This window comes from Patescibacteria group bacterium, assembly GCA_022563395.1.
GTDB lineage: Bacteria > Patescibacteriota > Minisyncoccia > Minisyncoccales > UBA10102 > 01-FULL-49-22b.
The window spans coordinates 132,961-157,847 of record JADFNM010000001.1 but is presented as its reverse complement, the minus strand read 5'-3'; the positions used below and the strand labels follow the sequence as shown (position 1 = coordinate 157,847).

Genomic DNA, 24,887 nt, shown 5'->3' with positions numbered 1-24,887 from the left:
ACGTATCCATGGAAAAATTCACGCATCTCCACGTGCACTCGCATTTTTCTTTACTTGATGGTCTTCCCAAAATAGACCAGCTTTTAGATAGAGTAAAGGAGCTTAACATGGATTCTGTAGCCGTAACCGACCATGGCAACCTGTATGGCGCAGTGGAGTTCTATAAGAAAGCCAAGGCAAAAGGCATTAAACCCATTTTGGGGGCTGAAATCTATCTCGCATTTGAGAGTATGGACCAAAAACGCCCTCAGATCGATGATACCATCTACCACCTGGTGGTTCTGGTGAAAAACCAAGAAGGGTACGAAAACCTGGTGAAAATCCTAACCGCAGGCCACCTTCGGGGATTTTACTACAAGCCCCGGGTGGATGAGGCGTTCTTAAAAGAACATTCCAAAGGCCTTATTGCCTTGTCTGGCTGCCTCAGTGGAAAAATCCCTCGTTTTCTGCAAGCAAAAAAGAAAAAAGAGGCCGAGGAAACAGCTGTAAAGTACCAGGAAATCTTTGGGAAAGACAACTTCTATCTTGAGCTTCAGATACATGAAAACATCCCGGAGCAAAAGACCACAAACCAGGGGCTCTTGGAGCTCTCTTTGAAACTCAACATTCCTGTGGTAGCCACCGCAGATTCCCATTACCTGCGCCCTGAAGATGCAGAAGCCCAAGACATTTTAATGCTCATTAATACAGGGGCTCGGCCAGACGATCCAGAACGCCTGACGCTTACTGCAGACGACTTTTCTTTAAAAAGCCAGCAAGACATGGCAAAGCTTTTTTCTGACATCCCAGATGCAATAAAGAACACGCAAAAGATTGCTGAGCAGTGCAATCTTAAACTAGAGCTTGGAGTGAACAAGCTTCCGGTGTTTCCTTTGCCAGAGGGCGTATCAGACGATGACTACCTCAAGAAACTTTGTTTCACGCGCTTAAAAGAGAAACCGGAGCTTCAAGGAAAACAGGAAGTTATAGATCGTTTAAATTATGAGTTAACGGTAATTAAAGAGATGGGATTTTCTTCTTACTTTCTTATTGTCCAAGACTTCGTGAACTGGGCAAAGGACAAGCGCATTGTGGTGGGGCCCGGAAGAGGGTCAGTTGGCGGTTCCTTGGTTGCCTATGTTTTGAAAATCACGAACATTAATCCCCTGCAGTATGATCTTCTCTTTGAAAGATTCTTGAATCCAGGGCGAATTTCTCTTCCTGATATTGACCTGGATTTTGCAGATTACCGCAGAGACGAGGTTATTGCGTATGTAGCAGAAAAGTATGGGTCTGATAAGGTAGCCCAGATTATTACTTTTGGAACCATGGCAGCCAGAGCTGTAGTTCGAGACGTTGGCAGGGCATTGGGATATGAATATAGTTACTGCGATCGGATGGCAAAGATGATCCCCTTTAACCATTCCTTAAAACAAGCTCTCCAGCAAGTAAAGGAGTTTAAAGAATTGTATGAGACTGATGATAAGGCAAAGCGTTTAATTGATTTAGCACAGAAATTGGAAGGAGTGGCCAGGCATGCTTCTACCCATGCTTGCGGTGTGGTGATTGCAGCTCAATCTTTGAATTCTGTTGTACCCTTGCAACATCCCACGCAAAATGACCAGAACATTGTAACGCAATACGAGATGCACAGCATTGAAGACCTTGGACTCTTGAAAATGGACTTTTTGGGGCTAAAGAACCTCTCTGTTATTGAAGACGCCCTAAAGCGAATCTACGTTGTACAGGGAGAAAGCGTTGACATTGACCGCATTGCACAAGACGACCCTGTAGTGTACAAACTTTTCCAAGATGCCAACACCATTGGAATCTTCCAGGTAGAATCTGAGGGAATGCGCCGCTATCTTAAGGAATTAAAGCCCACCGAGTTTGAAGACATCATTGCAATGATTGCCCTATACCGCCCCGGACCCATGGAACTTATCCCAGAGTACATTGCAAGAAAACACGGAAAGAAAAAGATAACGTACCTCCATGAAAAGTTAAGACCCATCTTACAGTCTACACAGGGTATCTGTATTTACCAAGAGCAGTTAATGAGGATAGCCCAAGACTTGGCAGGATTCTCGCTGGCAGAGGCCGATGTTCTCAGAAAAGCCGTGGGAAAGAAAATCAGGAGCTTGCTGGAAGAGCAGCAAGAGAAGTTGTTCTCTGGCATGGTGAAAAATGGCATCGACGAGAAGATTGCCAATAAGATATGGGAGTGGGTACTGCCTTTCGCCAGATACGGCTTCAACAAGAGTCATTCTGCTGCCTATGCTACCATTGCCTACCAGACCGCCTGGCTCAAGACCCACTATCCTGTGGAGTTCATGGCAGCTCTCCTGACGGCCGAACGAAACGATGTGGAGCGCGTCGCCTTTTATATTGAAGAAGCAAAGAAGATGAGAATTGAAGTGCTTCCCCCAGATTTAAATGAGAGTTTCAGCAACTTTTCCGTAGTGCCAAAAAAGAATCAAATTCGCTTTGGCCTGCTGGCAATAAAGAATGTGGGAGAGGGCATTGTGCAGATAATCATTGATGAACGAAAGAAAAGCGGCCCCTACCTTGGCATGCAGGACTTTATCTCTCGTATAAGCTCTACCAACTTAAACAAGAAATCTCTGGAAAGCTTGATTAAGGCCGGGGTCTTTGATGCCTTTGCTGACCGAAACAAGCTGCTGTTTAACTTAGAGCGCCTTCTGCAGGCTGCCAGAGAGAACTTTAAGGCGCAAAACGGAGCTCAGAAATCCTTGTTTGCAGGAATTAGCCAGACTCCTTTACAGCTTCCCCTTCAGGACACGGAGAAAACAACCGAAAACCAAAAACTCCAATGGGAAAAGGAACTTTTGGGCCTGTACGTTTCCTCCCATCCTTTGCAGAGCGTCAAGAACCTTTTGGAAAAGAAAACCTTTTCTATTTCACGGATTATGGCTCAAGAGCCTCAAAGACGAATGCCCGGCGCTCCGGTATCTCGAATCCGCATTGGAGGCATCATCTCCTCTATTAAGCGCATCGTTACAAAAACCGGAAAACCCATGCTCTTTTTGGGCTTGGAAGACCTGACTTCAAAGATTGAGGTGGTGGTGTTTCCTTCAGTCATTGAAAAGTACACCACTGTACTTCAAAAGAACAAGATTGTTTTGGTCGCAGGCAGAGTCAATCAATATCAGGGTGTCCGAAAGTTTGTCGCAGAAGAGATTGAAGAAATGATTATTCTGTGATAGAACGGGATATGCCCAAGGCAACACAATCGCAGGATATTGAGAGCATACGACATTCTTTTGCACATCTTTTGGCAGCTAGCGTACAAAAACTCTACCCCAAAGTCCAGTTTGGCATTGGTCCAGCTATTGAGAATGGGTTCTACTATGACTTTGGAAACGTAAGGATTGCCGATAAGGAGCTCCCTCGCATTGAAGAAAACATGCGTACCATTGCAAAAAGGAATCTTTTGTTCAAAAAGAAGCTTTGGCCTGCAGGAAAAGCAACTGCCTACTACAAAAAGGAGAAACAGCCCCTTAAGCTTGCTCTCATCAAGGAACTCTCCAAAGGAAAAAAGACCACAAAAGTAGGTATGGTGTATATGGGGGATGAATTTCTGGATTTGTGCAGAGGAGGACACGCAAAAAGCACAAAGGACCTTCCCATGGAGGCCTTCAAACTCACGCGAGTGGCAGGAGCTTATTGGAAGGGAGATGAAAAGAATCCTATGCTTACGCGTGTCTACGGCGTTAGCTTCAAGACAACGAGAGAGTTGAACGCACATCTTGAACAGTTAGCTAAAGCACAAGAACGGGACCACAGAAAACTCGGACAGACCCTGGGACTCTTTACTTTTTCTGAGCTTGTAGGATCTGGTCTTCCCCTTTTTACTCCCAAGGGAACTATAATTCGCAAGATACTCACTGATTTTGTGGAGAATCTTGAGCGCCAGTATGGATATCAGCAAGTATGGATTCCCCATATCGCGAAACCCGACCTCTATCGTATTTCCGGGCATTTAGAGAAGTTCAAAGAAGACCTCTTTTATGTCAAAGGAAAAGATAGCGACTTTATATTAAAACCCATGAACTGTCCGCATCACACCCAGATATACAAGTCTCAGCTTCGGAGTTATCGAGATTTGCCGGTGCGCTATTTTGAAACCACTACCGTATACCGAGACGAACAGACAGGAGAGCTGGGCGGATTAACGAGGGTACGAGCATTCACGCAAGACGACGGCCACGCCTTCTTGAGGGAAGATCAGATTGCAAAAGAGATTGACGTGAATCTCCGCATTCAACAAGAACTGGTAAAAGCAGTACACATAAAGGATTACTGGATTCGTTTATCTCTGCGCGATGAAAAGAACAAAAAGGCGTATCTCGGAGATGATGCCACCTGGAAACGGGCGCAACGTGAAATGGAGCAGATACTCAAACAGCATAAAATCCCCTATACCAAAGCTCAAGGTGAGGCGGCCTTCTATGGTCCCAAGCTAGACTTCATGGCAAAAGATAGTCTGGGACGGGAATGGCAGTTTTCTACCATTCAGCTTGACTTTAATATGCCAAAGCGCTTTGGCTTGGAATATATCGCAGAAAACGGTACAAAGAAGACACCGGTCATGATTCATCGTACGTTTATGGGTTCTCTTGAACGTTTCATGGCAATGCTTATTGAACATTTTGCAGGAGCTTTCCCTTTATGGCTTGCCCCAGAACAAGTATGGATTGTCCCGGTGTCAGACAAGTTTATAGAGTATGCAAACAAAGTAAAAAAGCAACTGCAGTCCAAACTCCCTTCACTACGTGCTGTAGTGCGAGATACAAATGAGACCTTAGGAAAGAAGATACGCGAAGGAGAAATGCAGAAAATCCCTTACCTCCTTGTGGTAGGAGAAAAAGAAAAAGCGAAATCAGCCGTGAGTCCAAGAAAGCGGCAAAAAGGAGATCTGGGATTAATGAAGGTTGATGTTTTTGCAAAACTCCTTGAAAAAGAAATCCAGAAGCGAAGCTGAAATATGGAACTTACACCAAGTGTAAAAAAGTTAACCGCAGAATACCAACGTTGGTATAAAAGCATTCAGCCGCAGGAGGGCATTTCCACCATTGTGGTGGATGAAGTAGCAGCCAAGGTTGCTTCTTTTTATGAAAAGATACGTGGCGTGGTTGATTGGCGAGAAGAACATTTGCTGCGCAAGACCGCAATTGAGAGAATCTTGAAGCGCAGGATGCTTCTGGGAACAATGGAAGATTTTGCAGAACCCTTTTTGCAAGAACTTATCCGCGGTGGACATTTTCCCAATGAGCGCATTCCCACAGCAAAGATAGAAGAAATTCAAAAGATTGTTGAGAAATACTTCTATCTTTTGGAAAACACCCCACAGGAAGGGACTGAAAAAGTATTGGCAGAACTTAGAATGTGGCTGCTTTCTATTGCAGCAGCCGAAATTGAAGAAACCCTGGCTCCGCCTATTCGAGAGCGCGCTTTAATTGAGTTCATGGCGCAAGATATGAGAGAAAAGGTGCGGGTTCAAGAAGGTAACACCATTGGCGAGGAAGAAAAGAATCTTCAGATTGCCGTTGCCGTAGAGCGAGCCCTGTTTAAGCTGGATGAAACAACCATTACCTATCATCTTTTAGAACAGCGCTACCAAAACTGGAAAACCCTTTCTGGACCCAATCTTCAGCAATTAGCAGGTCAACTTCCTTTAGTAAAGAAAGAGCTTCATCTGATTCTGCAGAACCCCATGGCAGAACGCTTCTACCAGCTCATGGAAAAGTACGATTCCCCATATTTGATTATCGGGGATGTATTGACTGTACACCCCACCGAGTTTGAACAGTTTAGTTTAGACGCCACTGCCATGGAAGGCGCCGTGGAAGAGAGCTATAAAACTCGACTGCAAAGACTCAAGGGTAGAATGCGAAGAGCCGCCGTATACAGCACTATTTCGGTATTTCTTACAAAAGTTTTAGTTGCCTTTAGCATTGAGATTCCTTTTGACAAATATGTCACCGGCGACTTCAATCAAACGGTATTGTGGATAAGCGTTGTAGTTCCTCCCCTGCTTATGTTGCTGCTGGTTATGAGCACAAAAACGACAACAGAGGAGAACTTTCAACGTTTAGTGATGGGGGTTATGAAGATTACCTATGGGAAAAAGAACGGAGAAGTGCTGGAGATACCTATGGCGGCACGCAAGCGACCCATGCTTAGAAAATTCATCAGTACCATTTATCTTTTAAGTTTTTTGCTTTCCTTTGGCATTATTTCATGGGTATTGTGGCAGATGAACTTTAGCATTCTCTCCATCCTTATCTTTCTCCTCTTTCTCTCCCTGGTTGCCTTTGCTGGAACCAAAATCAGGCAGCGTGGCCGAGAACTCTTAATTGGCAAAGAAAAGCAGGGATTTCTCTATACCATTTTTGACTTATTTTCACTCCCCATCATTCATACGGGCGGATGGCTGTCTCGGCAGGTTGCTCGCTACAATATTCTTGTTGTCATCTTCAATTTCTTAATAGAGGTTCCCTTCCAGGTGTTTGTGGAATTCCTGGAACAATGGAGGACATTCCTGCGTGAGAAACGCGAAGAAGTCCATTGACGCTCGATACTATAATTTCAAACAACCGACCCGTCATCCGCCCCAGCCGTATGCAAAAGTTGATTGTAATTTTAGGGCCTACGGCTTCGGGGAAAACCGGACTTGCAATACGTCTTGCAAAGAAGTTTCAAGGCGAGATTGTTTCTGCAGATTCACGGCAGGTGTATAAAGGTTTGGATATTGGGACCGCAAAACCGACGAAAAGAGAGAGGAGGAGTATCTCCCACCATCTTTTGGATGTAGTTTCTCCCAAGAAACGCTATACCGTTGTTCGGTATCAAAAGACCGCGAGAAAAGCAATCCAAGATATTCAACGAATGGGCAAGCTTCCTCTTCTGGTTGGAGGCAGTCCCCTGTATATCTACGCTGTAGTAGATGGTTGGGTTATGCCTAAAGTAGCACCGAGCAGGAAGCTTAGAGTGCAATTGGAGAAATTAACCACAGTTCAGTTACTTAACAAACTCAAGAAGTTGGACCCGCGGCGGGTAAGAACCATAGAGCAAAAGAACCGGCGACGCCTTATCCGTGCCCTTGAGATTGTCCTATCTACTGGCAAGCCAATCCCTCAACTCAAAAAGGTTCCACTTCCCTACCCAGTTTTGTTTCTGGGAATCTCTAGGTCTTCCCACGAGTTAAAAAAGCGCATCAAAAAACGCTTTCTTAAGATATTAAAGCAAGGTTTCCTAAATGAAATTAAAGCACTACGCAAGCAAGGATTATCTTGGAAAAGAATTGAAGAGTTTGGGCTGGAATATCGTGAGGTTTCCCAATACCTTCAAGGTAAGATTTCAAAGAAGGAGATGATTGAAATAGTAGTAAAAGCTACCGTGGACTTTGCCCGCCGTCAGATGACTTGGTTTAAAAAAGATCCGCGCATCCACTGGATAACAAACGCGCGAGAGGCGGATCGTCTGATTAGTCGACTCCTTGATTAAATTAAAGATTCCTTAATTTAATCAAGAAGGGATTGGAGGATAGTGCGGGCGGTTTGTGGGTTTACAGTGCCTTTGGTTTCTGCCATGAGCTGACCAACCAAAAACTGTAGGGCATTTTCCTTTCCTTTTTTGAAATCTAAAACTGCCTTGGGATTTTTTTCTAACACTACTTTTGCAATCTTTTGGATACTTGCTTCATCAGAGACTTGGGCCAGCCCCTTTTCTTCAATAATCTGAGAGGGGTCCCCTCCTTTGGCGAACATCTCTTTTAACACCTGCTTTGCAATGGGGCTGGAGATCTCTCCCTTTTCAATCAGCAAAACAAGTTCAGCAAAGTTCTCTGGGGTAATGAGAAAATCCTCACCCTGGACAGAAGCTTTTTGCAAAAGCCCCATTAAATCAGTGAGGATATAGTTGGCAGAAAGCTTGGTAAGTTTTTGCAGCCTTTCTTGCGTCAAATTGGGACCAAGCTCTGAAACCACCTTTTCAAAGTATTCTCCAATGTCTTTTTGCTGCACAAAGACCTCGGTTTCCTTTGGTCCAAGTTTATACTCAGTACCCAACCGCTCTCTTCTTTGCCAGGGGAGTTCTGGAAGTTCACTCTTTAATTCGTCAAACTCTTCTTTCGTGAAACGAAAGGGAGGAATATCAGGTTCTGGGAAATAGCGATAGTGGTGCGTCTCCTCTTTTACTCTTTGAGAAAAGGTCTCCCCTTTTGCGTCGTTCCACCCCCGGGTTTCCAAGATAACCTTTTGTCCTGATTCTAAAACCTGCGACTGCCTCGCAATCTCAAAGGCAATGGCCCGTTCTACAGAGCGAAATGAGTTAAGATTTTTTACTTCTACCTTTGTTCCCAGCTGCTCCTGCTCCTCGGGCCTCACTGATATATTCGCCTCTACTCTCATTTGACCCTTTTCCATATTGGCATCTGAAGCCGCAAGGTAGCGCAAAAGCACTTGAAGTTCCTGGGCAAATGCTCTTGCCTCCTGCCCCGAAGTAATATCTGGCTCTGTTACCAGTTCCATTAAGGGGACGCCGGCTCTGTTAAAGTCCACCAAGGAATAGTCAGCTCTTGCAGGATGAAGAAGCTTTCCTGTGTCTTCTTCCAGATGGATTCTGGTTATGCGAATACGCTTTTCTGCAATATCCAGATATCCTCCTTTGCAAAAAGGCAGGTCATACTGACTTATCTGATATCCTTTTGGAAGATCCGGATAAAAATAGTTTTTGCGGTCAAACTTAGAAAACAAAACCAGATCGCAGCTTAAAGCAAGCCCAACTTTTTGCACTTTCTTAATGGCAGCTTTATTGGCAACAGGTAAAGTACCGGGATGCCCCATACAAATAGGGCAGATGTTAACGTTTGGATGCTGCTCTAAAGAGTCGTTTAAACAAGAACAAAACATTTTGCTCTTGGTTTTAAGCTCCGCATGGATTTCCAAACCAATGGTGGGGATATAGTTCATAGGAGTTCTTGTACCTTGTTCCATACTTCGTTGTGAATATCTCTTGGTGAGCGCAGAGCGCTGCCAGACATGCTGTTTATAATCTGAAAATCTCGAGGAAATACCTTTGTTGCGTGTTGATAGGCCCGATCTGCATGCTGCAAGTGACGAATGTCTTTTTCATGGACATCAAGTTTTTTACCGTGCTTTTTGGTAAGTCGTTGCGCAACACGAGGCGGCATTTTCAAGAGAAAAGAGATGATGGGTTTGGGAATCTGAAATAGTCCATACTCAAAATAATACAGCCAGCGAAAGAACTTTTCACGTTCCTTTATATCCCGGATTTTTCCACCCTGGTGCCCGATATTAGAAGCAAGGTAACGGTCTACCACCACAATATATCCACCCCGCAACCATTGTTTAATGTGAAGTCCTCCATCAAACCGGTCTGCAGCATAAAATACCGAGGCTTGATACGGCCCTACCTTACCGTAGTGCCCCAGAAGATAGTTTTCAATAAGGCCACCTGACTTTGTTTGGTACTGCGGAAAGTGAATGGAAGCAACCTTTTTTCCGATTCTCTTAAGATGCTTTATTAGGAGGTTGGTTTGAGTGGTCTTTCCAGCCCCGTCAATGCCTTCAAATACAATAAATTGTCCTTTCCTTCCCTTCATCTTCATACAATAGACCCAGTGTAACAGATATCTCTTTTCTTTGAAAGTTATTGACAGAAAAGAGAAATTGTGCTATATTCTTCTTACATTCTACGAGAAAAGGAGGGATCGCATGACGATGCTGTCTCAGCTCCAAGAGCGACTACCTCTTACTCGGTGGGGTGGTCGCACATTTGATATCGGCCTCGCGTATCTTGTCGAGCATTTCTCTGATCTCTTTGAGGAAGAGGATGACGCAATGCGGTTCTGCGGACAGAACGAAGATCTGCAGTCTGTCTTGCATGATCTGTTGTGCATCGCAAGCGCGCTGGACGTTGATATGGGAGTTGCGGTAAGAAAGAAGTACCGCAACCAATGCCCACGTTGTCACAGCAACCCTTGCGTCTGCTGGGATGATGAGGTAAAACCGCCGTACAAGCTCTATCCAGGGTTTCCTCCGAAAGAAAATCATCTCTGGCGGATTCAGGAAATGCTCGGGGAGGTATTCCCCCCGCATCATACCCTCGCAGAAGAGACTCAGCACTTCAGGGATGAAGTTCTTGAGCTTGACGAGGCGATCAACAAAAATAGCAAGGAGGGCATGGAAGAAGAGCTCGCCGATATATTCGCGTGGCTCGTACGAGTTGCAAACACGCTTGGCGTTTCACTCGATAAACAGGCCCCTGTGAGATAAAACTCCAGGGGCCTCGTGTTTTATACCTGAGTTTCTTTTTGTTCTGTGGTTACCCGCCCACCCTGCCACTGGCCGCGATAGAGATTTCCTTCACCTTTTACCTCAAAAAACATAATATGTACTACACGAGCCCCCATTTCAAGACGAAAATCCGTATCTCGGTAGTTATAGATGCCCATGTTAAGACCCCCTTGATATCCAGGGGGAACTTGCCCTCCAAAGATGTAGACACCAGAGCGAAACAGAGTGGAGCGAGGCGTCATAATGGCCAAGAGATTCTCCGGCATGTTTACATCCTCCACGGTTTTTAAAAGATAGTAAGTGTGGGGCTTGAGTTGTATCTCATTGGTTTTTCCCTCCTCGTATTTTTCAACGAGCTTCATCTTTGGAGTTTCCCGCTCTGTCTCGCCCAAAAAACCCTGTCCAGAAATCTCGTACAGCTCTCCTATTCTTAAATCAAAACCGGCGCCTTCCGGGTTTTCAAGCTCTCGCTGTGATAAATTGGTTACAAGATTTTTTTCTTTGACCAATTGATGTAATTCTTTAATCCCCAATACCATAGATATTCCTTTTTACTTAAATCTCATTTAGTTATCCGCACCTAAACAAGATTTAAGCAGAATTCGTTTAACGAAGTTTTAGCACGTTATATTCTAGTAAAATTGTCTGCTCGCCTAATTTTGATACGTTTTTAAGTTGAAGCTTTGTATCTAATTCTTTGTTAAACAGGGTAATGCCTTTTCCGAATAACACTGGCTCAATGCTCAAATAGAGTTTATCCACGAGGTTCTGTTCCATGAACATGGTGTAGATGGTAGCTCCTCCGCAGATGGCAATTTCTTTGTGTCCATCTTTTTTAAGACGAGAAAGCAACTCTTTTGGGTTATCCTGGGTTATTTCCCACTCTCCATATTCTTGCCAGTGAAGCAACTGATCTTTGTTGTCAGCATAAATAATATTGCGGCGACCTGGAAGGGGTCGTTTTGACGTTTTTGCCGTGTTCAATCCCATAATGGCGAGACCAGCTTGTTTGGTACGCTCAATAAAAAACTTCCTATCACCCTCGCTCCTCCAAGTTAAGGGCGAGTGGGTAGAATCTTTCCCAATAAAGCCATCTGCAGTAAGGGCTGCTATAATAAAAGTTGTCATTGTTGGTTGCTTAAACGAAATTTAGGATTTCTTAATTTCATTTAGGAGATATTGACCCGCATTATTTGTCTCTGCTATAGTATCATAATGCATCCGGAATACCAATATCTCAACTTGCTCAAAGAGGTCCTTGAGAAAGGCACAGAAAACGTAGACAGGGGTACTGGAGCCAAATCCTGGAGTGTGTTTGGCAGGCAAATCCGCTATGACCTTACAGAGGGATTTCCTCTTTTAACCACTAAGAAAGTGTACTGGAAAGGGGTTCTCCATGAGCTTTATTGGTTCTTGACTGGCCAAACCAACATTAAATACTTAGTAGACAACAATGTTCATATCTGGGATGATTATCCCTACAAGATTTACTCCCAAAAACAGGGTGTTCCAGAACTTTCCAAAGAAGAATTCATCGCCAAAATCGCACAGGACCAAGAATTTGCGAAAGAACATGGAGAACTTCCTCGAATATATGGGGAGATGTGGAGAAAATGGCCCACCAAACGAGGCGATACTATAGACCAACTTCAATGGATTGTAGATGAGCTTAAAGAAGACCCCTTTGCTCGGAATGCCATTGTTACCTCATGGAACCCCGAATACCTCTATACAATGGCGCAAGAAGAGGATGCTTCCCGTTTTCCTATTTGCCACAATATGTATCAAATATCCTTGAAAGGTGGGAAACTCTATCTTCAACTCTATCAGAGATCAGCTGATCTCTTTTTAGGAGTCCCATTTAATATTGCAAGCTATGCTTTGCTTACAAAAGTATTAGCCCAAATCCTGGGGGTGAAACCTGGTGAATTTATACATACTTTTGGAGATGCCCACATTTATGAGAATCATGTTGAACAGGTCAAAGAACAACTAAAAAGAGAACCAAGACCTTTCCCGCACGTTATATTGGATCCTAAAATAAAAGAGCTGGATGATTTCCATCCAGATCTTGTATCATTGGAAAACTACGATCCCTACCCTGCCATCAAGGGAGAACTCACGGTGGCAGGAGGACTGTATGAAAAGGAGGAGGTCAAAAAGTCGACCTAACTTTCGCTAAATTCTTTGTTTATCTTGCTTGCCTGGGGTTTTTGTTGGTGCGAGTATTTTCGCTTGCTGCTTTTGGCGTAGGATTCCTCAACAGGAGAGGTTAACGTTTCAAAGGTTAAGGCGCAAATTCTCATGCCCTCATACAAGATGACCGGACTTGGCCCAAGGTTTCCCAATTCCATGACAGCTTTTCCTGACCACCCTGGGTCAAAACGGGCTGCGGTGGAATGCACCACAATGCCAAGGCGTCCAAGGGAACTCCTGCCGTCCAAGCGCCCCATGATGTCGTCTGGGAGAGTAAACTCCTCTCTGGTTATTGCCAGGGCAAAGGCTCCCGGCTGCAACACAAAGGGATCCCCCTCTTTTACCGTGATTTCATCCATCAACTCTTCAAAATTGATTTCCCGCTTTAAGTCCAGATAAGGATAGGAGGTGGTCTTAAATACCTTCATGACGTTACCTAAATGAAGGTCCAAAGAACAAGGCCCCAGCTGCTCTTCATAGTTGGGGGCTGGGGACATAATGATTTTCCCTTCCTGGATGGACTTTTTAATGTCTCGGTCAGACAGTATCATAATGCGTACTATGAGATTATTTCTATGCCTAAGCTTTTTGCGGTTCCTTCAATAGTTTTTACGGCAGATTCAAGATTGTCTGTGTTGAGATCCGGCATTTTCTGTTTTGCAATCTCTTCCAGTTGCGTCTTACTTATCTTTGCAACTTTCAGTTTATTGGGTTGACCAGATCCTTTCTCAATACCTGCAGCACGTTTTAAAAGCTCTGAGGCTTGAGGTTGGTGGACTGTAAAGTCATAGCTCCGGTCTCCGTAAATTACAATATCTACTGGGATCTTGAATCCCTTCATTTCACGGGTAGCATCGTTAAACTTCTGGCAAAACTCCCCTATGTTCAGTCCATGAGGGGCCAGCGTCGGACCAACAGGAGGAGCGGGAGTCGCCTCCCCTGCCTTAATGTGTAACTTTATTTGCGCCTTTATTTTTTTTGCCATAAACCCAATAAATATAATTATAACTTCTGTATCTGAAGCGAATCCAGCTCTACGGGGGTATCGCGACCAAACATATTTACCAGCACTTTTATCTTTCCCCGCTCTTGGTCAATCTCTGAAACCTTACCGTCAAAATCCTTAAAAGGGCCATCAATAATCTTTACCGCATCTCCCTCTGCCACACTAATGTCGTACTGTGGGGATTCTTGACCCATGCGTTCTTTTAAGTAGTCAATCTCCTCTTTAGAAACGGGAATGGGGGTGGTTCCAGCTCCCACGAACCCGGTAACGTTGGGGGTATTTCTAACCACATACCACGAGTCATCGGTCACAATCATCTCTACCAGCACATATCCAGGATAGATTTTCTCTTCTACGGTTCGGCGCCTTCCTGACTTTATCTTAATCTTTTTTTCCTTTGGAACCAATATCTGAAATATCTTGTCCTCCATGCTAAGAGATTCAATCCTTTGCTTGAGAGAACGAGCTACGGCGTCTTCATATCCAGAGTACGTGTGAATAACATACCAATTTCGCTCTTGTATTGTTTGCTGTTTTGGCATTACAAAATGAACCTTTCTAGCAGATTACTAAACAAAAGGTCAAACGTATTTAAGAATATAGCCACAACAACCGAAAATATAATCACCAAAATAGTGTTTTGCAGGGTACGCTGTTTAGTGGGCCAGTTTACCTTTTTCGCCTCTCCATGAGATTCCTTGAGGAATGTTCCAAGTTTTGAAAGCGGATTTTGCATTGCTTTGGGTTTTAAACTATACCTATAACTATACTAAATGTCAAGATTCTTCACGGACTTTGCATAGGTCTGGATAAACTTCTTTCTTGGAGCAACCTCGTCTCCCATAAGCACGTCAAAGATCTTGTCTGCCTCCCTGGCGTTATCCACGGTGACCTGCAAGAGGACACGACGTTCAGGGTTCATGGTGGTTTCCCATAGCTGTTCGGGATTCATTTCACCCAACCCCTTGTATCGCTGTATATTCATTGCTGGGGCTCCCTTTTGTGCTTTAAGCTTGGAGACGATTTTATCCCGCTCTTGGTCAGAAAAGGCATACTGCACATTCTTTCCCTGTTGTATTCTATATAAAGGAGGTTGGGCAATGTATAAATATCCTCGCTCAATTATGGGACGAAAGTATCGGTAGAACAAAGTTAAGAGCAAAGCTCTAATGTGAGAACCATCTACGTCAGCATCGGTCATGATAATGATGCGTTGATAGCGAATCTTGTCAATGTCAAAATCCTCTGCAATGGCAGTTCCCAAGGCAATCACCAATGCGCGAATTTCTTTTGAAGTCAATATCTTGTCTAGCCTTGCGCGCTCTACATTCAAGATTTTGCCTCGCAGGGGCAATACTGCCTGAAATCTTCGGTTTCGTGCCTGCTTGGTAGAACCCCCGGCTGACTCCCCTTCTACAATGTAGAGTTCTGACTCTTCTGGATCTCTTGAAGCACAGTCAGCAAGCTTTCCTGGCAGTGCCAATCCTTCCAGTATTCCTTTTCTCAACACGATCTGGCGAGCTGCCTTAGCTGCCTTTCTGGCTTTGGAAGAAAGAATGCATTTTTCAATGATGGCTCGCCCATCTAGGGGGTTGCGTTCCAGATAATCGGTCAAGGCCTCTGCCGTAATGCTTTCCACCACGTTCTTTGCCTCGGGGTTTCCCAGTTTTGCCTTGGTCTGTCCCTCAAACTGAGGATCATGGATTTTCACTGAAATCACCGCAGTCATTCCCTCCCGCACATCCTCTCCGGTAAGAGATTCCTCTCCTTTTAGAAAATTGTTCTTCTTTGCATATTCGTTTAAGGTTCTTGTCAGGGCAGATCGAAAACCGGTGAGATGGGTTCCGCCTTCCGGGGTATAGATGTTATTGGCAAAACTTTCTTCCATAATCTCAAACTCTTCTGTGTATTGGAACGCAATCTCTACCAATATTCCTTCTTTCTCGCCCTTCACGTAAAAAACAGTGTCATGTTTTGGAGTTCTATCTTTGACAAGATACAGAACATAGGAAGCCACCCCCCCCTCAAAGTAAAAGGAATAAGACTCCTTTTCCTTCTCTCTTAAGTCTATAAGGGTGATCTTGGTAGCTGAGGTAAGGTAGGCCTGTTGCCGCAAATGATTAATAATGCGTTTTGTATCAAACTTAATTTCTTTGAAAACCTCACTATCTGGCTCAAAAAGAATCTTGGTTCCAGACCCTCTGCACTTGCCCACTTTCTTAACTTGACTCTTTGGTTTTCCTTTGGAATATTCCTGCTGGTAGTGGATGCCGTCCCTGCATACCTCGGCTTTCAAATAGGTAGAAAGGGCGTTCACCACAGAAACCCCTACTCCGTGTAAACCTCCTGAAACCTGATATGCTTTGCTCCCAAACTTTGCCCCTGCATGCAGAATGGTCATGACGGTTTCTAGGGTGGATTTCTTGGTTTGGGGGTGTTTTTCAACGGGGATGCCCCGTCCGTCATCAATAACTTGTACCCGGTTTTGGGGAAGCAAGGAAATCTCAATGTTTTTTGCATATCCTGCCATGGCTTCATCAATGCTGTTATCCAACACCTCCCACACCAAATGGTGCAGTCCATCAAGACCTGTGGAGCCAATGTACATTGCAGGACGTTTTCTGACGGGATCTAAACCCTCCAGAACCACGATGTCCTTTGCTTCGTATTCAGATTGTTTAGTTTGTTTTTTTGCCATACTTACTTTCGTACTTCCCATGCGGGATTCTTTTCCAGGGTTGAAATGATTTCTTGGTGCACGCTATCTGCCTCCTTTGCAGTAAGGGTTCGATGTTGAGATTGGTAGATTAAGTGGAAGGCAAGGCTTTTTTGTCCTTCAGGGATATGCTCGCCCTCATACATATCAAAAAGATCGATATCTTCAAGGAGCTCGGCTCCCGCAGTATGCATAATATTCATGACGTCAACTATCTTGGTTCTGCGGGGAACCAATATTGCAAGATCACGCAAGACCGCAGGAAAACGAGGAATTGCTTGATACTGACGTTCTTTCGCAAACAAGGGCAAGAGTTCTTCTATATTAAGGGAAAAAACAGCGCAGCTTCCCTTGAGCTTCAGGTTTGCTGTAATTTTAGGGGCGACAATACCAAGAAACCCAATCTTCTTTTGCCCAACCTTTATTTCAGCCCCCTTCTTTTCATGCCATAGCGAGGTTCGAGAGTGCAATGGGGTTGCGGCAAAGCTGTCATACCAAGAGCCTGCAATTCCAAGGCGGCTCAATACAAAATCTACCACACCTTTTGCTTCAGCGAATGCTACCTGGTCATTCATTTCTGATAGGGCAAGAACACCGGTTGCAAGATGCCATTCTACAATCTTTCCTTTTATGTTTTGGAATGCCTTTCCCAGCTCAAATACCCGAATGTCTTTGCCCACAAGACGTCTTGTGTTTTCTCCGGCTACCTTCAAGAGGTTTTCTATGAGGTTTTGGCGCAAGTATTTGTACTCCTCACTATAAGGGTTTTGAAGCCCAACCAGAGCTGCTCTATCTTTCGCAACATACTGAAATGTTTCAAGGTCTTTTTCCCCGATAAAAGAGTAGTTGTATGTTTCCGTAAACCCTGCCTCTACCAAGGCGTTCTGTACCCATTCTTTAAAGCGCACAACGGGATTTTCAACTGAAGGCAAGAGCGAGGTTACGGGAAAGACAGGGGCAATCTTTTCATACCCGTACATACGCGCCACCTCTTCTATTAGGTCTACCGGCAAAGTAATATCCTGGCGAAATGTGGGAACGGTGACTTCCCATTTGTTCCTTTGATTTTTCACCTTAAATCCCAGGCGCTTCAAAATCTGTGTGACAACAGTCTTTGGCAGTGAGACCCCAAGGTATTGCTTTAATAAAGTCGGGTCAAACAAGAGTTTCTTTGCTATCCTCTTTTCAGGGTATACGTCCACCATCTGCACAATCTTTACCTTCCCTAACTTGCTTAGAAGCTCTACAGCACGCTCTAAGGCCTCTACCGTGCCATTAGGATCCAGTTCGTGGATATAGATATCTGCTGCCGGTGTGGTGTACCCAAGCTGCTTTTTGGTCTTGTAGATGCGCTTTCCAGAAAAAGATGCTGCTTGGAGTACCACATTCCTGGTATTGCGCTTAATGCCGCTGTACTTTCCCCCTTTAATCCCAGCTAAATCAATTAAGCGATTTTTGTCCTCAATAACCAAGGTTCCCTTGGAAAGTGTAAAGGTAAGGTCATCTAAGGTCTCTATCTTCTCTCCCTCTTTGGCTTCTCGAACAATCATCTGGTGACCTCGCAGCGTGTCATAGTCAAAAGCATGGAGGGGCTGGCCAAGCTCTGCCATGACATAGTTGGTGACATCCACTATATTATTAATGGAGTTGATACCCAGTAATTCCAGGCGGTCCCTAAGCCATTGAGGGGATTTGCTGATACGAATCCCTTCAAAAACCAAAGCAGAATATCGATATACCGCGCGAGATTGAACCTTTATTTTAAGAGGAGCCAAACTCCCCCTTTCTTTTTTCAAGGGTTTTAAAGGAAGCTTTTTCATCTGGCGGCCTAAGAGAGCCGCAAGTTCACGCGCTAAACCGCGGTGCGAAACTGCATCTCCTCGGTGTGTAAATACAGCAACATCAAATATCCAGTCTCCTTTCTTTTGCTCCTTTCCTTCCACCTCAAAAATATGCATATTCAAAAGCTGCTCCAGTTTGTCTGGGGCAGGAAGTTGCCCTTGAATATGTTCTTTGAGCCAGTTTACAGAAAACAACATGCTAGAATTGCTGGAGGAATCTTAGATCTTTGGTATAAAAGAGGCGAATATCCTCCACCTTGTATTTCATCATTGCCAACCTATCTATCCCCATGCCAAAGGCAAAACCCTGCCAGTTTTTGGGGTTGTATCCTGCTGCCTTGAATACGTTGGGATGCACCATACCAGCCCCCATCATTTCCATGAATCCACCGTGGCCGCAAGAACTGCATCCCTTTCCTATACACACCACACAGGTCATATCTACTTCAAAAGAGGGCTCGGTAAAGGGAAAATAGCTGGGGCGGAGCCTGACCGTAATCTTTTTTCCAAAGAACTTTTGGTAAAATTCTTGGATCATGGCACGGAAATTGGCTACCGAAACATCTTTTCCCACCATAAGCCCTTCCAGTTGGTAAAAGTTAATCTGATGCCTTGCGTCTGTCGCCTCATAACGGAACACACGACCTGGTGCAATAATGCGCAAGGGTGGGTTATGCTGCTGCATATACCTAATCTGTACCGGGCTGGTATGGGTTCTCAAAAGAAAGTTTTCCTTGGTGTTTTTTGAGCGCTCCTTTTGTTTTAACCAGAAGGTATCCCACATTTCTCTTGCTGGGTGGTCAGGAGGCATATTCAAAGCATCAAAATTATACCATTCGCTTTCAACTTCTGGTCCTTCGGCCACCGCAAAACCCATAGAACGAAAGATCTCCTGCGCTTTTCTGTGCACTTGCGTTAAAGGATGCACATGGCCTTGCTCAATCTTTCTCCCTGGCATTGTAATGTCCAGCCACTCTCCTTGTTCAACAACAGAAGCTTCTTTCTTTTGTAATTCCTGTGTTTTGTTCTGAACCAACTTTTGAATCTTTTCTTTTAGCGCGTTAGCTGCTTTCCCCTGTTTTTTTCTTTGTGTTACCTTGAGCTTTGCAAGGGATTTTAACAACTGGGTGAGCTCGCCTTTTTTACCTAAATACACACGAAAAACCCCATCTAATGCTTTGAGGGTTTTAGCCTTGTTGATGTCTTTTTTTGCCGTTATTTCCAGGGCTTTGAGGCTATGTACCATGGCTTAATTTTACCTTAAAATCCCTTTAAAATCAAGAGGAAGTTATCCACAAAAATATGAGAACCGCATATCTCCTAAATGAGATTAAGGCATCCTTAATTTCATTTAGGAACCATTGAAATAAGAAAAGAAAGGCCGCTGAACAGATGTTCAGCGGCTTGCAATCCCAGGTTTTACCCAAGGAATTACTATGATATCTAGGCAACAAATTTCCACCCATGCCCCACCTCGGTATTCACCGGCATTCTCTGTAGGCAGAGGGGGCATAAAATTGCTTCCCAGTTCGGCAAGGGAATCTGGAGTACGGAATACAGCCATGGAACTCCCAGGGTCTGCGCAGTTTCCTTGCCTCGATTGCAGATAACGCCCACACCCACGACCGTACCGCCAAGCTCGCGCACTGCATCAATGACTGAGCGGACCGTAGTTCCGGTGGTGATGACATCTTCTACAACAAGCACCTGGTATCCCGCCACAAACTTGCCGTGTTCTCGCTTGAAGTAGAAGCGGTCATTCTCCCCTCGTTCAGCATATGGGGAGAATATCTCTGACTCCATGAGACGGCACAATTCCTGGGCGACAGCATGCACAAGCTTGATGCCGCCCTTTTCAGGAGCGACAACCGTCTGAATATCCGGGCCAGAGTGAGCAACGATGTCTTTGGCAACATCGTTGAGCAGACGAGGTCGTACGAGCACGGCATCCTTGTTGATGTATGTGTTGCTGTGAAGCCCCGAGGCAAACACGAAGTGTCCCGACAGGATGGCGCCCATCGACTCAAGCAGTTCTCTTGTAAGCATGCCTCTCCTTTCTAGGCCATGGCAGCGTGTGCCGCTTGAGTCTTATCGTGGAGCTCCTGGGTAACGATTCTTGCTGCGCCATAAAAATCTGAACCGTTGGAGGCAAAGATGACAGCGCTACTCGAGTTGATGATCAGGTTCTTCTTACCGGCAGCTACCACTTCCTGTACACTTCCTCCTTGGGTTCCAACGCCGGGAACGAGAATGGGTATATCGTCACCGACAAGTTGGCGTACCCGGACAAGCTCTTCTGGGTAAGTTGCTCCAACAACCAACCCACAGTTGCCCCGTTCATTCCAGTTGTTTGCCACCCTTCTTGCTACCACTTGGTAGAGGGGCATCTTCCCGATGTCGACTTCTACCATGAGGTCTTGGAACTCGCCTGCTCCTGGGTTCGACGTCCTGCAAAGGACAAAGATACCCTTTTCTTCCCGTTCCAGGAAAGGCATCACTGCTTCGGCGCCGAAGTACGGGTTGATGGTGATGGCATCGGCCTCAAGGTAGTCAAATAAGGATTGGACGTATCCCTTGTTCGTGCTGCCGATGTCGGTGCGCTTGCCGTCCACGATTACCGGGATGTCCGAGAACCGCTTGTGGATGTAGCGGATCGTTTCTCGGAGGGCACTGAATCCACCCGCGTGCGCCTCATAGAAGGCGACATTAGGCTTGAAACACACTACCAGGTCTGCCACCGCGTCTACGATATGGCAGTTGAACCAGTGCATCTGCTTTCCCTTTGACCGCCACCCGACGTTTTTTACGTCGGTTGCCACCGCAGGGAGGCGTGCATGGTCGCTGTCGAGACCCACACAGACCGCAAATCCAGCCTCCATGCGAGCTGCCAGAAGTTCTCCGAAATGTCGGGTTGTCATGATGTCTCTCCTCAGACAAGTATCAACCCTCGTATGAGATTTGAGGGTGCTACCCACCTTTTACCAGAAACACAAGTTTTGTCAAACCCGTAAAGAATCGCATATCTCCTAAATGAAATTAAAGCACCCTTAGTTTTTGCTAAGGAAAACAAAGCGAGATTAAGTTTTTAGGCGCGGGCGACCGGATTCGAACCGGCGATTTTCTCCGTGACAGGGAGACGAGGACTCCAGGCTCCTCTACGCCCGCCTTTGCCCGCCATGGCAGGATGCATTTTTCTTACTTGTGCCGGGGGTGAGACTCGAACTCACGACCTCCGCCTTATGAGTGCGGCGTTCTAACCAGCTGAACTACCCCGACATACTTGTTGCGGGGGCCGGAATTGCACCGGCGTCACAAGGTTATGGGCCTCGCATGGTACTACTCCACTACCCCGCCTTCGCAGGCCGTAGCCGCTTTTGCGGGCAAGCCCAGTTAAAGCTACAGCCGGTAAAGGCGAGTGGCGAAGGCCTGGCATAAGCCATCGTACGTTTTACAATACCAGAGAATCTAAACCAAATCAAGGTTATGTTGAATACAAACTTAGCAGGACTAAGTTTAGATGAGGTCAAGGTTAGTAAAGGTAGTTTGGTAGATTTCAAGAGTCCTCTGTGCTTCCTCTAAGGTCAATCGGTAATCTGGATCATGCACCACATTGTTTCGCGTTTGGTGCGCTTTCCATATATCATCTAAGTTGGGGATGATTGAGGTGGTCAAAGTCTTTAGGCGATCTCCCAGGGTTTCTCCTCGAAAGTTCATGCGAAGCAAAATATCGTTTAACATACCGTCTGCCTCAATAATAGCAAGCTTGTACTCTGCTTCATTTGCGGTTTCCAAGCGTCGTTGAATCTTTTGCCACTTCCCCACTACTCTGCGCAATCCATATGGCCGAAAAGTAAAAAACTCAGTAAGATCAAAGAGAAAAGCAAACTTCATCCACATGGTGCGCAAAAGCACAAACACAGAAAAGAGAAGCAAAAGAACTCCAAAAACTCCAAGAGCCCACCTCAAGGGTACAAGGATCTGTTGGAGCCCGGGATTATTCACGATAGAAAGTGTTTCAAACAATGCCTCCATGTTCTTTCAGTTTACAGGTTCTCAAGGGTTTTGCCCACAGAAAAGAGCAAGTTTTCTTGAAATGCTGGGGCTATGACCTGAAGCCCAACAGGAAGATTACCGACCTTTCCTGCCGGGAGAGAAATTCCAGGCAGCCCCACCAAATTCACGGGAACAGTATAAATATCAACTAAATACATTGCCAATGGGTTTTGAGTTCGTTCACCCAATTTGAAAGGCAGAACCGGAGATACTGGTCCCATAATCACATCTACCTTGGCAAATGCACTATCAAAATCCTGTTTTAACAGAGAGCGCACCTTTTGCGCTTTCACGTAATAGGCATCGTAGTATCCTTGAGAAAGGGCATAAGTACCCAGCATAATCCTGCGCTTCACTTCAGTTCCAAGACCGGTGCCTCGAGAGTCAAGATACTCTTGGAACAGATCAGGAGCTTCTTGGTGGAGTCCATAGCGAATGCCATCATACCGAGCCAGGTTTGCTGATGCCTCAGACATATTGATTACGTAATAGGCAGCCAAGGCATACTGAGTATGCGGGAGCTCAAGCTCTACTATCTTTGCACCAGCTTTCTCAAACTTTTGCACGGCAGCTCGTATGAGTTTTTCCACTTTAAGATCCAATCCCTCTGCAAAGTATTCTTTAGGGATCCCAATGCGAAGATCTTTAACGTTCATTTCTTTTCCGCCTCCTGGAATATCCACGCTTGTCGCATCATTCGGATCTTTCCCGCGGATAGCTTCAAACAAGATTTGTACATCTCTCGTGGTTCTTGCAAAAGGCCCAACTTGATCCAGCGAGGAAGCCAAGGCAATGATACCAGCTCTTGAAACTGCCCCATAGGTTGGTTTTAATCCAACAACCCCACAAAAGGAAGCTGGCAGCCGAATAGAGCCGCCGGTATCTGCTCCTAAAGAAAGCATGGCTTCTCCGCTCGCCACTGATGCTGCAGACCCTCCAGAACTGCCGCCCGGAACCCGTTCTAAATCAGCGGGGTTATGAGTTGCTCCAAAAGCAGAGTTTTCTGTGGAAGCCCCCATCCCAAACTCATCCATGTTGGTTTTCCCAATTATCACAGCTCCTGCTTCCTTTATCTTCTTCACTGCGGCAGCATCATATGGGGCAATATAGTTATCGAGCATACGGGACCCTGCAGTACACCTTATTCCTTGAACCAAGATTGCATCCTTTACCGAACAAGGAACGCCAGAAAGAGGCGGCAGTTCTTCTCCCCTTGCAATTTTTTCATCTGTTGCCTGAGCAGAAGCTCGCGCGAGCTCTGGAGTCAAGGTTAAAAAAGCATGCAGATTTGGTTCCTGTTTCTCTGTTTCCTTAAGCGCACTTTCGGCAAGCTCTATCGCAGAAAACTCTTTCTTTTGCAGACCCCGCTGAACAGAATCAATAGTCAATGTTTCAGGTTTCATGCATCACGTTTCAAGATTTCTTTTACCTTCAAGAACCCATCTTTCATGGCTGGCACCAACTGCATCATACGCAAGATAACATCGGGGTCTTCTCTTTGCGGAACATCTTCCCGGATAATGTTTTCATGATGAATAGAGTGGGTCATGGGTTCTACGTTTTCAGTATTCACTTCTTTTAAAATATCAAAATAATCTAGGATTTGTGATAAATCCTGTTGGTATGCTGCAACCTCTTCCTCTTTCAATTGGAGGCGGGCAAGTTTTGCAATATGCTTAACCTGTTCTTTGTCAATCATGTTAGTGGGGTGGTTCTAGTTCTTCGCTTTCTACCAATACCTCTTGCAGTTCATCCAGGTTTTCCAGCACCATGCCAGCACCCCTAACCACGGCGGTAAGAGGATCTTCTACGGTGGTTGTGGGAATCTTGGTTTCTTTTGCAATTAAGGTATCGAAACCGCGCAGCAAAGCTCCACCACCAGAAAGGTAGATGCCCTTTTCCATAATGTCAGCTAAGAGCTCAGGAGGAGTTTGCTCCACGGCAGCTTTAATCTCCCCTACAATCTGGCGCACGGAGCGCTCCATTGCTTTTCGAATCACTGTATCTGACACCATAATTTCCTCGGGAAGCCCAGACACTAAGTTACGCCCCCGAAGCGGCATCTCTCTTTTTTCTTTTAAGGGGTAAGCAGAGCCAATGCCTATTTTTAAACTTTCTGCGGTACGTTCGCCGATAAGGAGTTTGTATTCGTCCTGAGCAAATTGGATGATGTCTTCATTTAACTTGTCGCCTGCGGTCCGCAAAGAGTTTGCAAGTACAATGCCGCCAAGAGAAATAATGGCAACTTCAGCTGTTCCTCCCCCAATGTCTACGATAAAGTTGCCGCCGGCCTCTTGTACTGCAAGGCGAGATCCAATGGCAGCTGCCATGGGCTCTTCGATAAGATAGACTTCTCGGGCTCCGGCTTGCAAGGTAGCATCCCGCACCGCCTTTTTTTCCACCTCGGTCACACCAAAGGGAATGCCAATGATAACCCGGGGGCCAGGAGAAAACAGAAACTTTCTTTGTGCCACTTTGTTGATAAAGTACCTGAGCATTTGCTCTGTTACCTCAAAGTCGGAGATGACTCCCTTTACCAAAGGCCGCGTTGCCACAATGTGGGATGGGGTTCTCCCTACCATGTTCTTTGCCTCATTCCCAATCGCCAAAATCTGCCCGGTTTTTTGGTTTACTGCAACCACTGAAGGTTCTTGAATAACAATGCCTCTATCCCGTACATATACCAACGAGTTCGCCGTTCCAAGATCAATGGCAATGTCTTGACCCAAATGTGACAATATCTTCCGCAGCAT

23 protein-coding genes and 3 tRNA genes are annotated in these 24,887 nt (G+C 45.4%); 6 read left to right on the top strand and 20 right to left on the bottom strand.

The features are described from left to right. The first annotated feature begins 8 nt into the window (after nucleotides 1-8). Genes IH982_00940 through miaA form a run of 4 tightly spaced genes read left to right on the top strand, consistent with a single transcriptional unit; the run spans nucleotide 9 to nucleotide 7,509 of the window. The gene (locus IH982_00940) at nucleotides 9-3,203 is read left to right on the top strand and encodes a DNA polymerase III subunit alpha (protein ID MCH7828422.1); all 3,195 of its coding nucleotides are present in this window, start codon (nucleotides 9-11) and stop codon (nucleotides 3,201-3,203) included. 11 nt (nucleotides 3,204-3,214) lie between these two features. After that, nucleotides 3,215-4,984 (top strand): threonine--tRNA ligase, encoded by a 1,770-nt coding sequence (locus IH982_00935; protein MCH7828421.1) that lies wholly within the window; start codon nucleotides 3,215-3,217, stop codon nucleotides 4,982-4,984. A 3-nt stretch (nucleotides 4,985-4,987) separates the two neighbouring features. Continuing rightward, the gene (locus IH982_00930; GenBank protein MCH7828420.1) at nucleotides 4,988-6,574 is read left to right on the top strand and encodes a hypothetical protein; all 1,587 of its coding nucleotides are present in this window, start codon (nucleotides 4,988-4,990) and stop codon (nucleotides 6,572-6,574) included. A gap of 50 nt (nucleotides 6,575-6,624) precedes the next feature. Further along, nucleotides 6,625-7,509 carry a tRNA (adenosine(37)-N6)-dimethylallyltransferase MiaA gene (gene miaA / locus IH982_00925; protein MCH7828419.1) on the top strand — a complete coding sequence of 295 codons (885 nt, stop codon included), beginning with the start codon at nucleotides 6,625-6,627 and terminating at the stop codon, nucleotides 7,507-7,509. 17 nt (nucleotides 7,510-7,526) lie between these two features. Here miaA and gatB read toward each other — a convergent pair whose 3' ends face one another. Beyond that, entirely contained in the window at nucleotides 7,527-8,975 is a 1,449-nt protein-coding gene (gene gatB / locus IH982_00920) for an Asp-tRNA(Asn)/Glu-tRNA(Gln) amidotransferase subunit GatB (GenBank protein MCH7828418.1), read from the bottom strand. Then, nucleotides 8,972-9,634 (bottom strand): thymidylate kinase, encoded by a 663-nt coding sequence (locus IH982_00915; GenBank protein ID MCH7828417.1) that lies wholly within the window; start codon nucleotides 9,632-9,634, stop codon nucleotides 8,972-8,974. The genes gatB and IH982_00915 overlap by 4 nt, the downstream gene beginning before the upstream one ends. Nucleotides 9,635-9,740: 106 nt before the next feature. Between IH982_00915 and IH982_00910 the strand changes: the two genes are divergently transcribed. Then, entirely contained in the window at nucleotides 9,741-10,301 is a 561-nt protein-coding gene (locus IH982_00910) for a hypothetical protein (protein MCH7828416.1), read from the top strand. A gap of 20 nt (nucleotides 10,302-10,321) precedes the next feature. On the opposite strand, the gene IH982_00905 is transcribed toward IH982_00910, so the two are convergent. Together IH982_00905 and IH982_00900 are read right to left on the bottom strand one after the other, a co-directional pair. Further along, nucleotides 10,322-10,861, bottom strand: a complete 540-nt coding sequence (locus IH982_00905) for a hypothetical protein (protein ID MCH7828415.1) — start codon at nucleotides 10,859-10,861, stop codon at nucleotides 10,322-10,324. 67 nt (nucleotides 10,862-10,928) lie between these two features. Next, the gene (locus IH982_00900) at nucleotides 10,929-11,450 is read right to left on the bottom strand and encodes a dihydrofolate reductase (GenBank protein MCH7828414.1); all 522 of its coding nucleotides are present in this window, start codon (nucleotides 11,448-11,450) and stop codon (nucleotides 10,929-10,931) included. A gap of 87 nt (nucleotides 11,451-11,537) precedes the next feature. Between IH982_00900 and thyA the strand changes: the two genes are divergently transcribed. Further along, nucleotides 11,538-12,494 (top strand): thymidylate synthase, encoded by a 957-nt coding sequence (gene thyA / locus IH982_00895; protein MCH7828413.1) that lies wholly within the window; start codon nucleotides 11,538-11,540, stop codon nucleotides 12,492-12,494. Here thyA and IH982_00890 read toward each other — a convergent pair. The 16 genes from IH982_00890 to IH982_00815 all read right to left on the bottom strand — a co-directional run bounded on the left by IH982_00890 (nucleotide 12,491) and on the right by IH982_00815 (nucleotide 24,887). Beyond that, nucleotides 12,491-13,069 (bottom strand): dCTP deaminase, encoded by a 579-nt coding sequence (locus tag IH982_00890; GenBank protein MCH7828412.1) that lies wholly within the window; start codon nucleotides 13,067-13,069, stop codon nucleotides 12,491-12,493. The genes thyA and IH982_00890 overlap by 4 nt on opposite strands. Nucleotides 13,070-13,077: 8 nt before the next feature. Next, nucleotides 13,078-13,503, bottom strand: a complete 426-nt coding sequence (rplK, locus tag IH982_00885; GenBank protein ID MCH7828411.1) for a 50S ribosomal protein L11 — start codon at nucleotides 13,501-13,503, stop codon at nucleotides 13,078-13,080. Between the two features lie 17 nt (nucleotides 13,504-13,520). After that, nucleotides 13,521-14,066, bottom strand: a complete 546-nt coding sequence (nusG, locus tag IH982_00880; protein ID MCH7828410.1) for a transcription termination/antitermination protein NusG — start codon at nucleotides 14,064-14,066, stop codon at nucleotides 13,521-13,523. Beyond that, complete coding sequence (secE, locus tag IH982_00875; protein ID MCH7828409.1) at nucleotides 14,066-14,260, bottom strand: preprotein translocase subunit SecE; 195 nt, start codon at nucleotides 14,258-14,260, stop codon at nucleotides 14,066-14,068. Before secE ends, nusG begins: the two co-directional genes overlap by 1 nt. 33 nt (nucleotides 14,261-14,293) lie before the next feature. Next, complete coding sequence (gene gyrB / locus IH982_00870; GenBank protein MCH7828408.1) at nucleotides 14,294-16,222, bottom strand: DNA topoisomerase (ATP-hydrolyzing) subunit B; 1,929 nt, start codon at nucleotides 16,220-16,222, stop codon at nucleotides 14,294-14,296. Nucleotides 16,223-16,224: 2 nt separating this feature from the next. Beyond that, nucleotides 16,225-18,279: a phenylalanine--tRNA ligase subunit beta gene (gene pheT / locus IH982_00865; GenBank protein ID MCH7828407.1), complete on the bottom strand. Its 2,055-nt coding sequence runs from the start codon at nucleotides 18,277-18,279 to the stop codon at nucleotides 16,225-16,227. A 1-nt stretch (nucleotide 18,280) separates the two neighbouring features. Next, nucleotides 18,281-19,327, bottom strand: coding sequence for a phenylalanine--tRNA ligase subunit alpha (gene pheS / locus IH982_00860; protein MCH7828406.1), 1,047 nt, complete (start codon nucleotides 19,325-19,327; stop codon nucleotides 18,281-18,283). Nucleotides 19,328-19,524: 197 nt separating this feature from the next. Then, nucleotides 19,525-20,127, bottom strand: coding sequence for a phosphoribosyltransferase (locus IH982_00855; protein MCH7828405.1), 603 nt, complete (start codon nucleotides 20,125-20,127; stop codon nucleotides 19,525-19,527). A gap of 11 nt (nucleotides 20,128-20,138) precedes the next feature. Next, nucleotides 20,139-20,999 (bottom strand): orotidine-5'-phosphate decarboxylase, encoded by an 861-nt coding sequence (gene pyrF, locus IH982_00850; GenBank protein MCH7828404.1) that lies wholly within the window; start codon nucleotides 20,997-20,999, stop codon nucleotides 20,139-20,141. 172 nt (nucleotides 21,000-21,171) lie between these two features. After that, nucleotides 21,172-21,246, bottom strand: a tRNA-Asp gene (locus IH982_00845). Nucleotides 21,247-21,283: 37 nt separating this feature from the next. Continuing rightward, nucleotides 21,284-21,357 (bottom strand) — tRNA-Met (locus tag IH982_00840). 7 nt (nucleotides 21,358-21,364) lie between these two features. Continuing rightward, nucleotides 21,365-21,434 (bottom strand) — tRNA-Met (locus IH982_00835). 160 nt (nucleotides 21,435-21,594) lie between these two features. Continuing rightward, complete coding sequence (locus IH982_00830) at nucleotides 21,595-22,113, bottom strand: hypothetical protein (GenBank protein ID MCH7828403.1); 519 nt, start codon at nucleotides 22,111-22,113, stop codon at nucleotides 21,595-21,597. Between the two features lie 11 nt (nucleotides 22,114-22,124). After that, complete coding sequence (gatA, locus tag IH982_00825) at nucleotides 22,125-23,537, bottom strand: Asp-tRNA(Asn)/Glu-tRNA(Gln) amidotransferase subunit GatA (GenBank protein MCH7828402.1); 1,413 nt, start codon at nucleotides 23,535-23,537, stop codon at nucleotides 22,125-22,127. Continuing rightward, nucleotides 23,534-23,833 (bottom strand): Asp-tRNA(Asn)/Glu-tRNA(Gln) amidotransferase subunit GatC, encoded by a 300-nt coding sequence (gene gatC / locus IH982_00820; protein MCH7828401.1) that lies wholly within the window; start codon nucleotides 23,831-23,833, stop codon nucleotides 23,534-23,536. The genes gatA and gatC overlap by 4 nt, the downstream gene beginning before the upstream one ends. A gap of 1 nt (nucleotide 23,834) precedes the next feature. Continuing rightward, nucleotides 23,835-24,887, bottom strand: coding sequence for a rod shape-determining protein (locus IH982_00815; protein ID MCH7828400.1), 1,053 nt, complete (start codon nucleotides 24,885-24,887; stop codon nucleotides 23,835-23,837).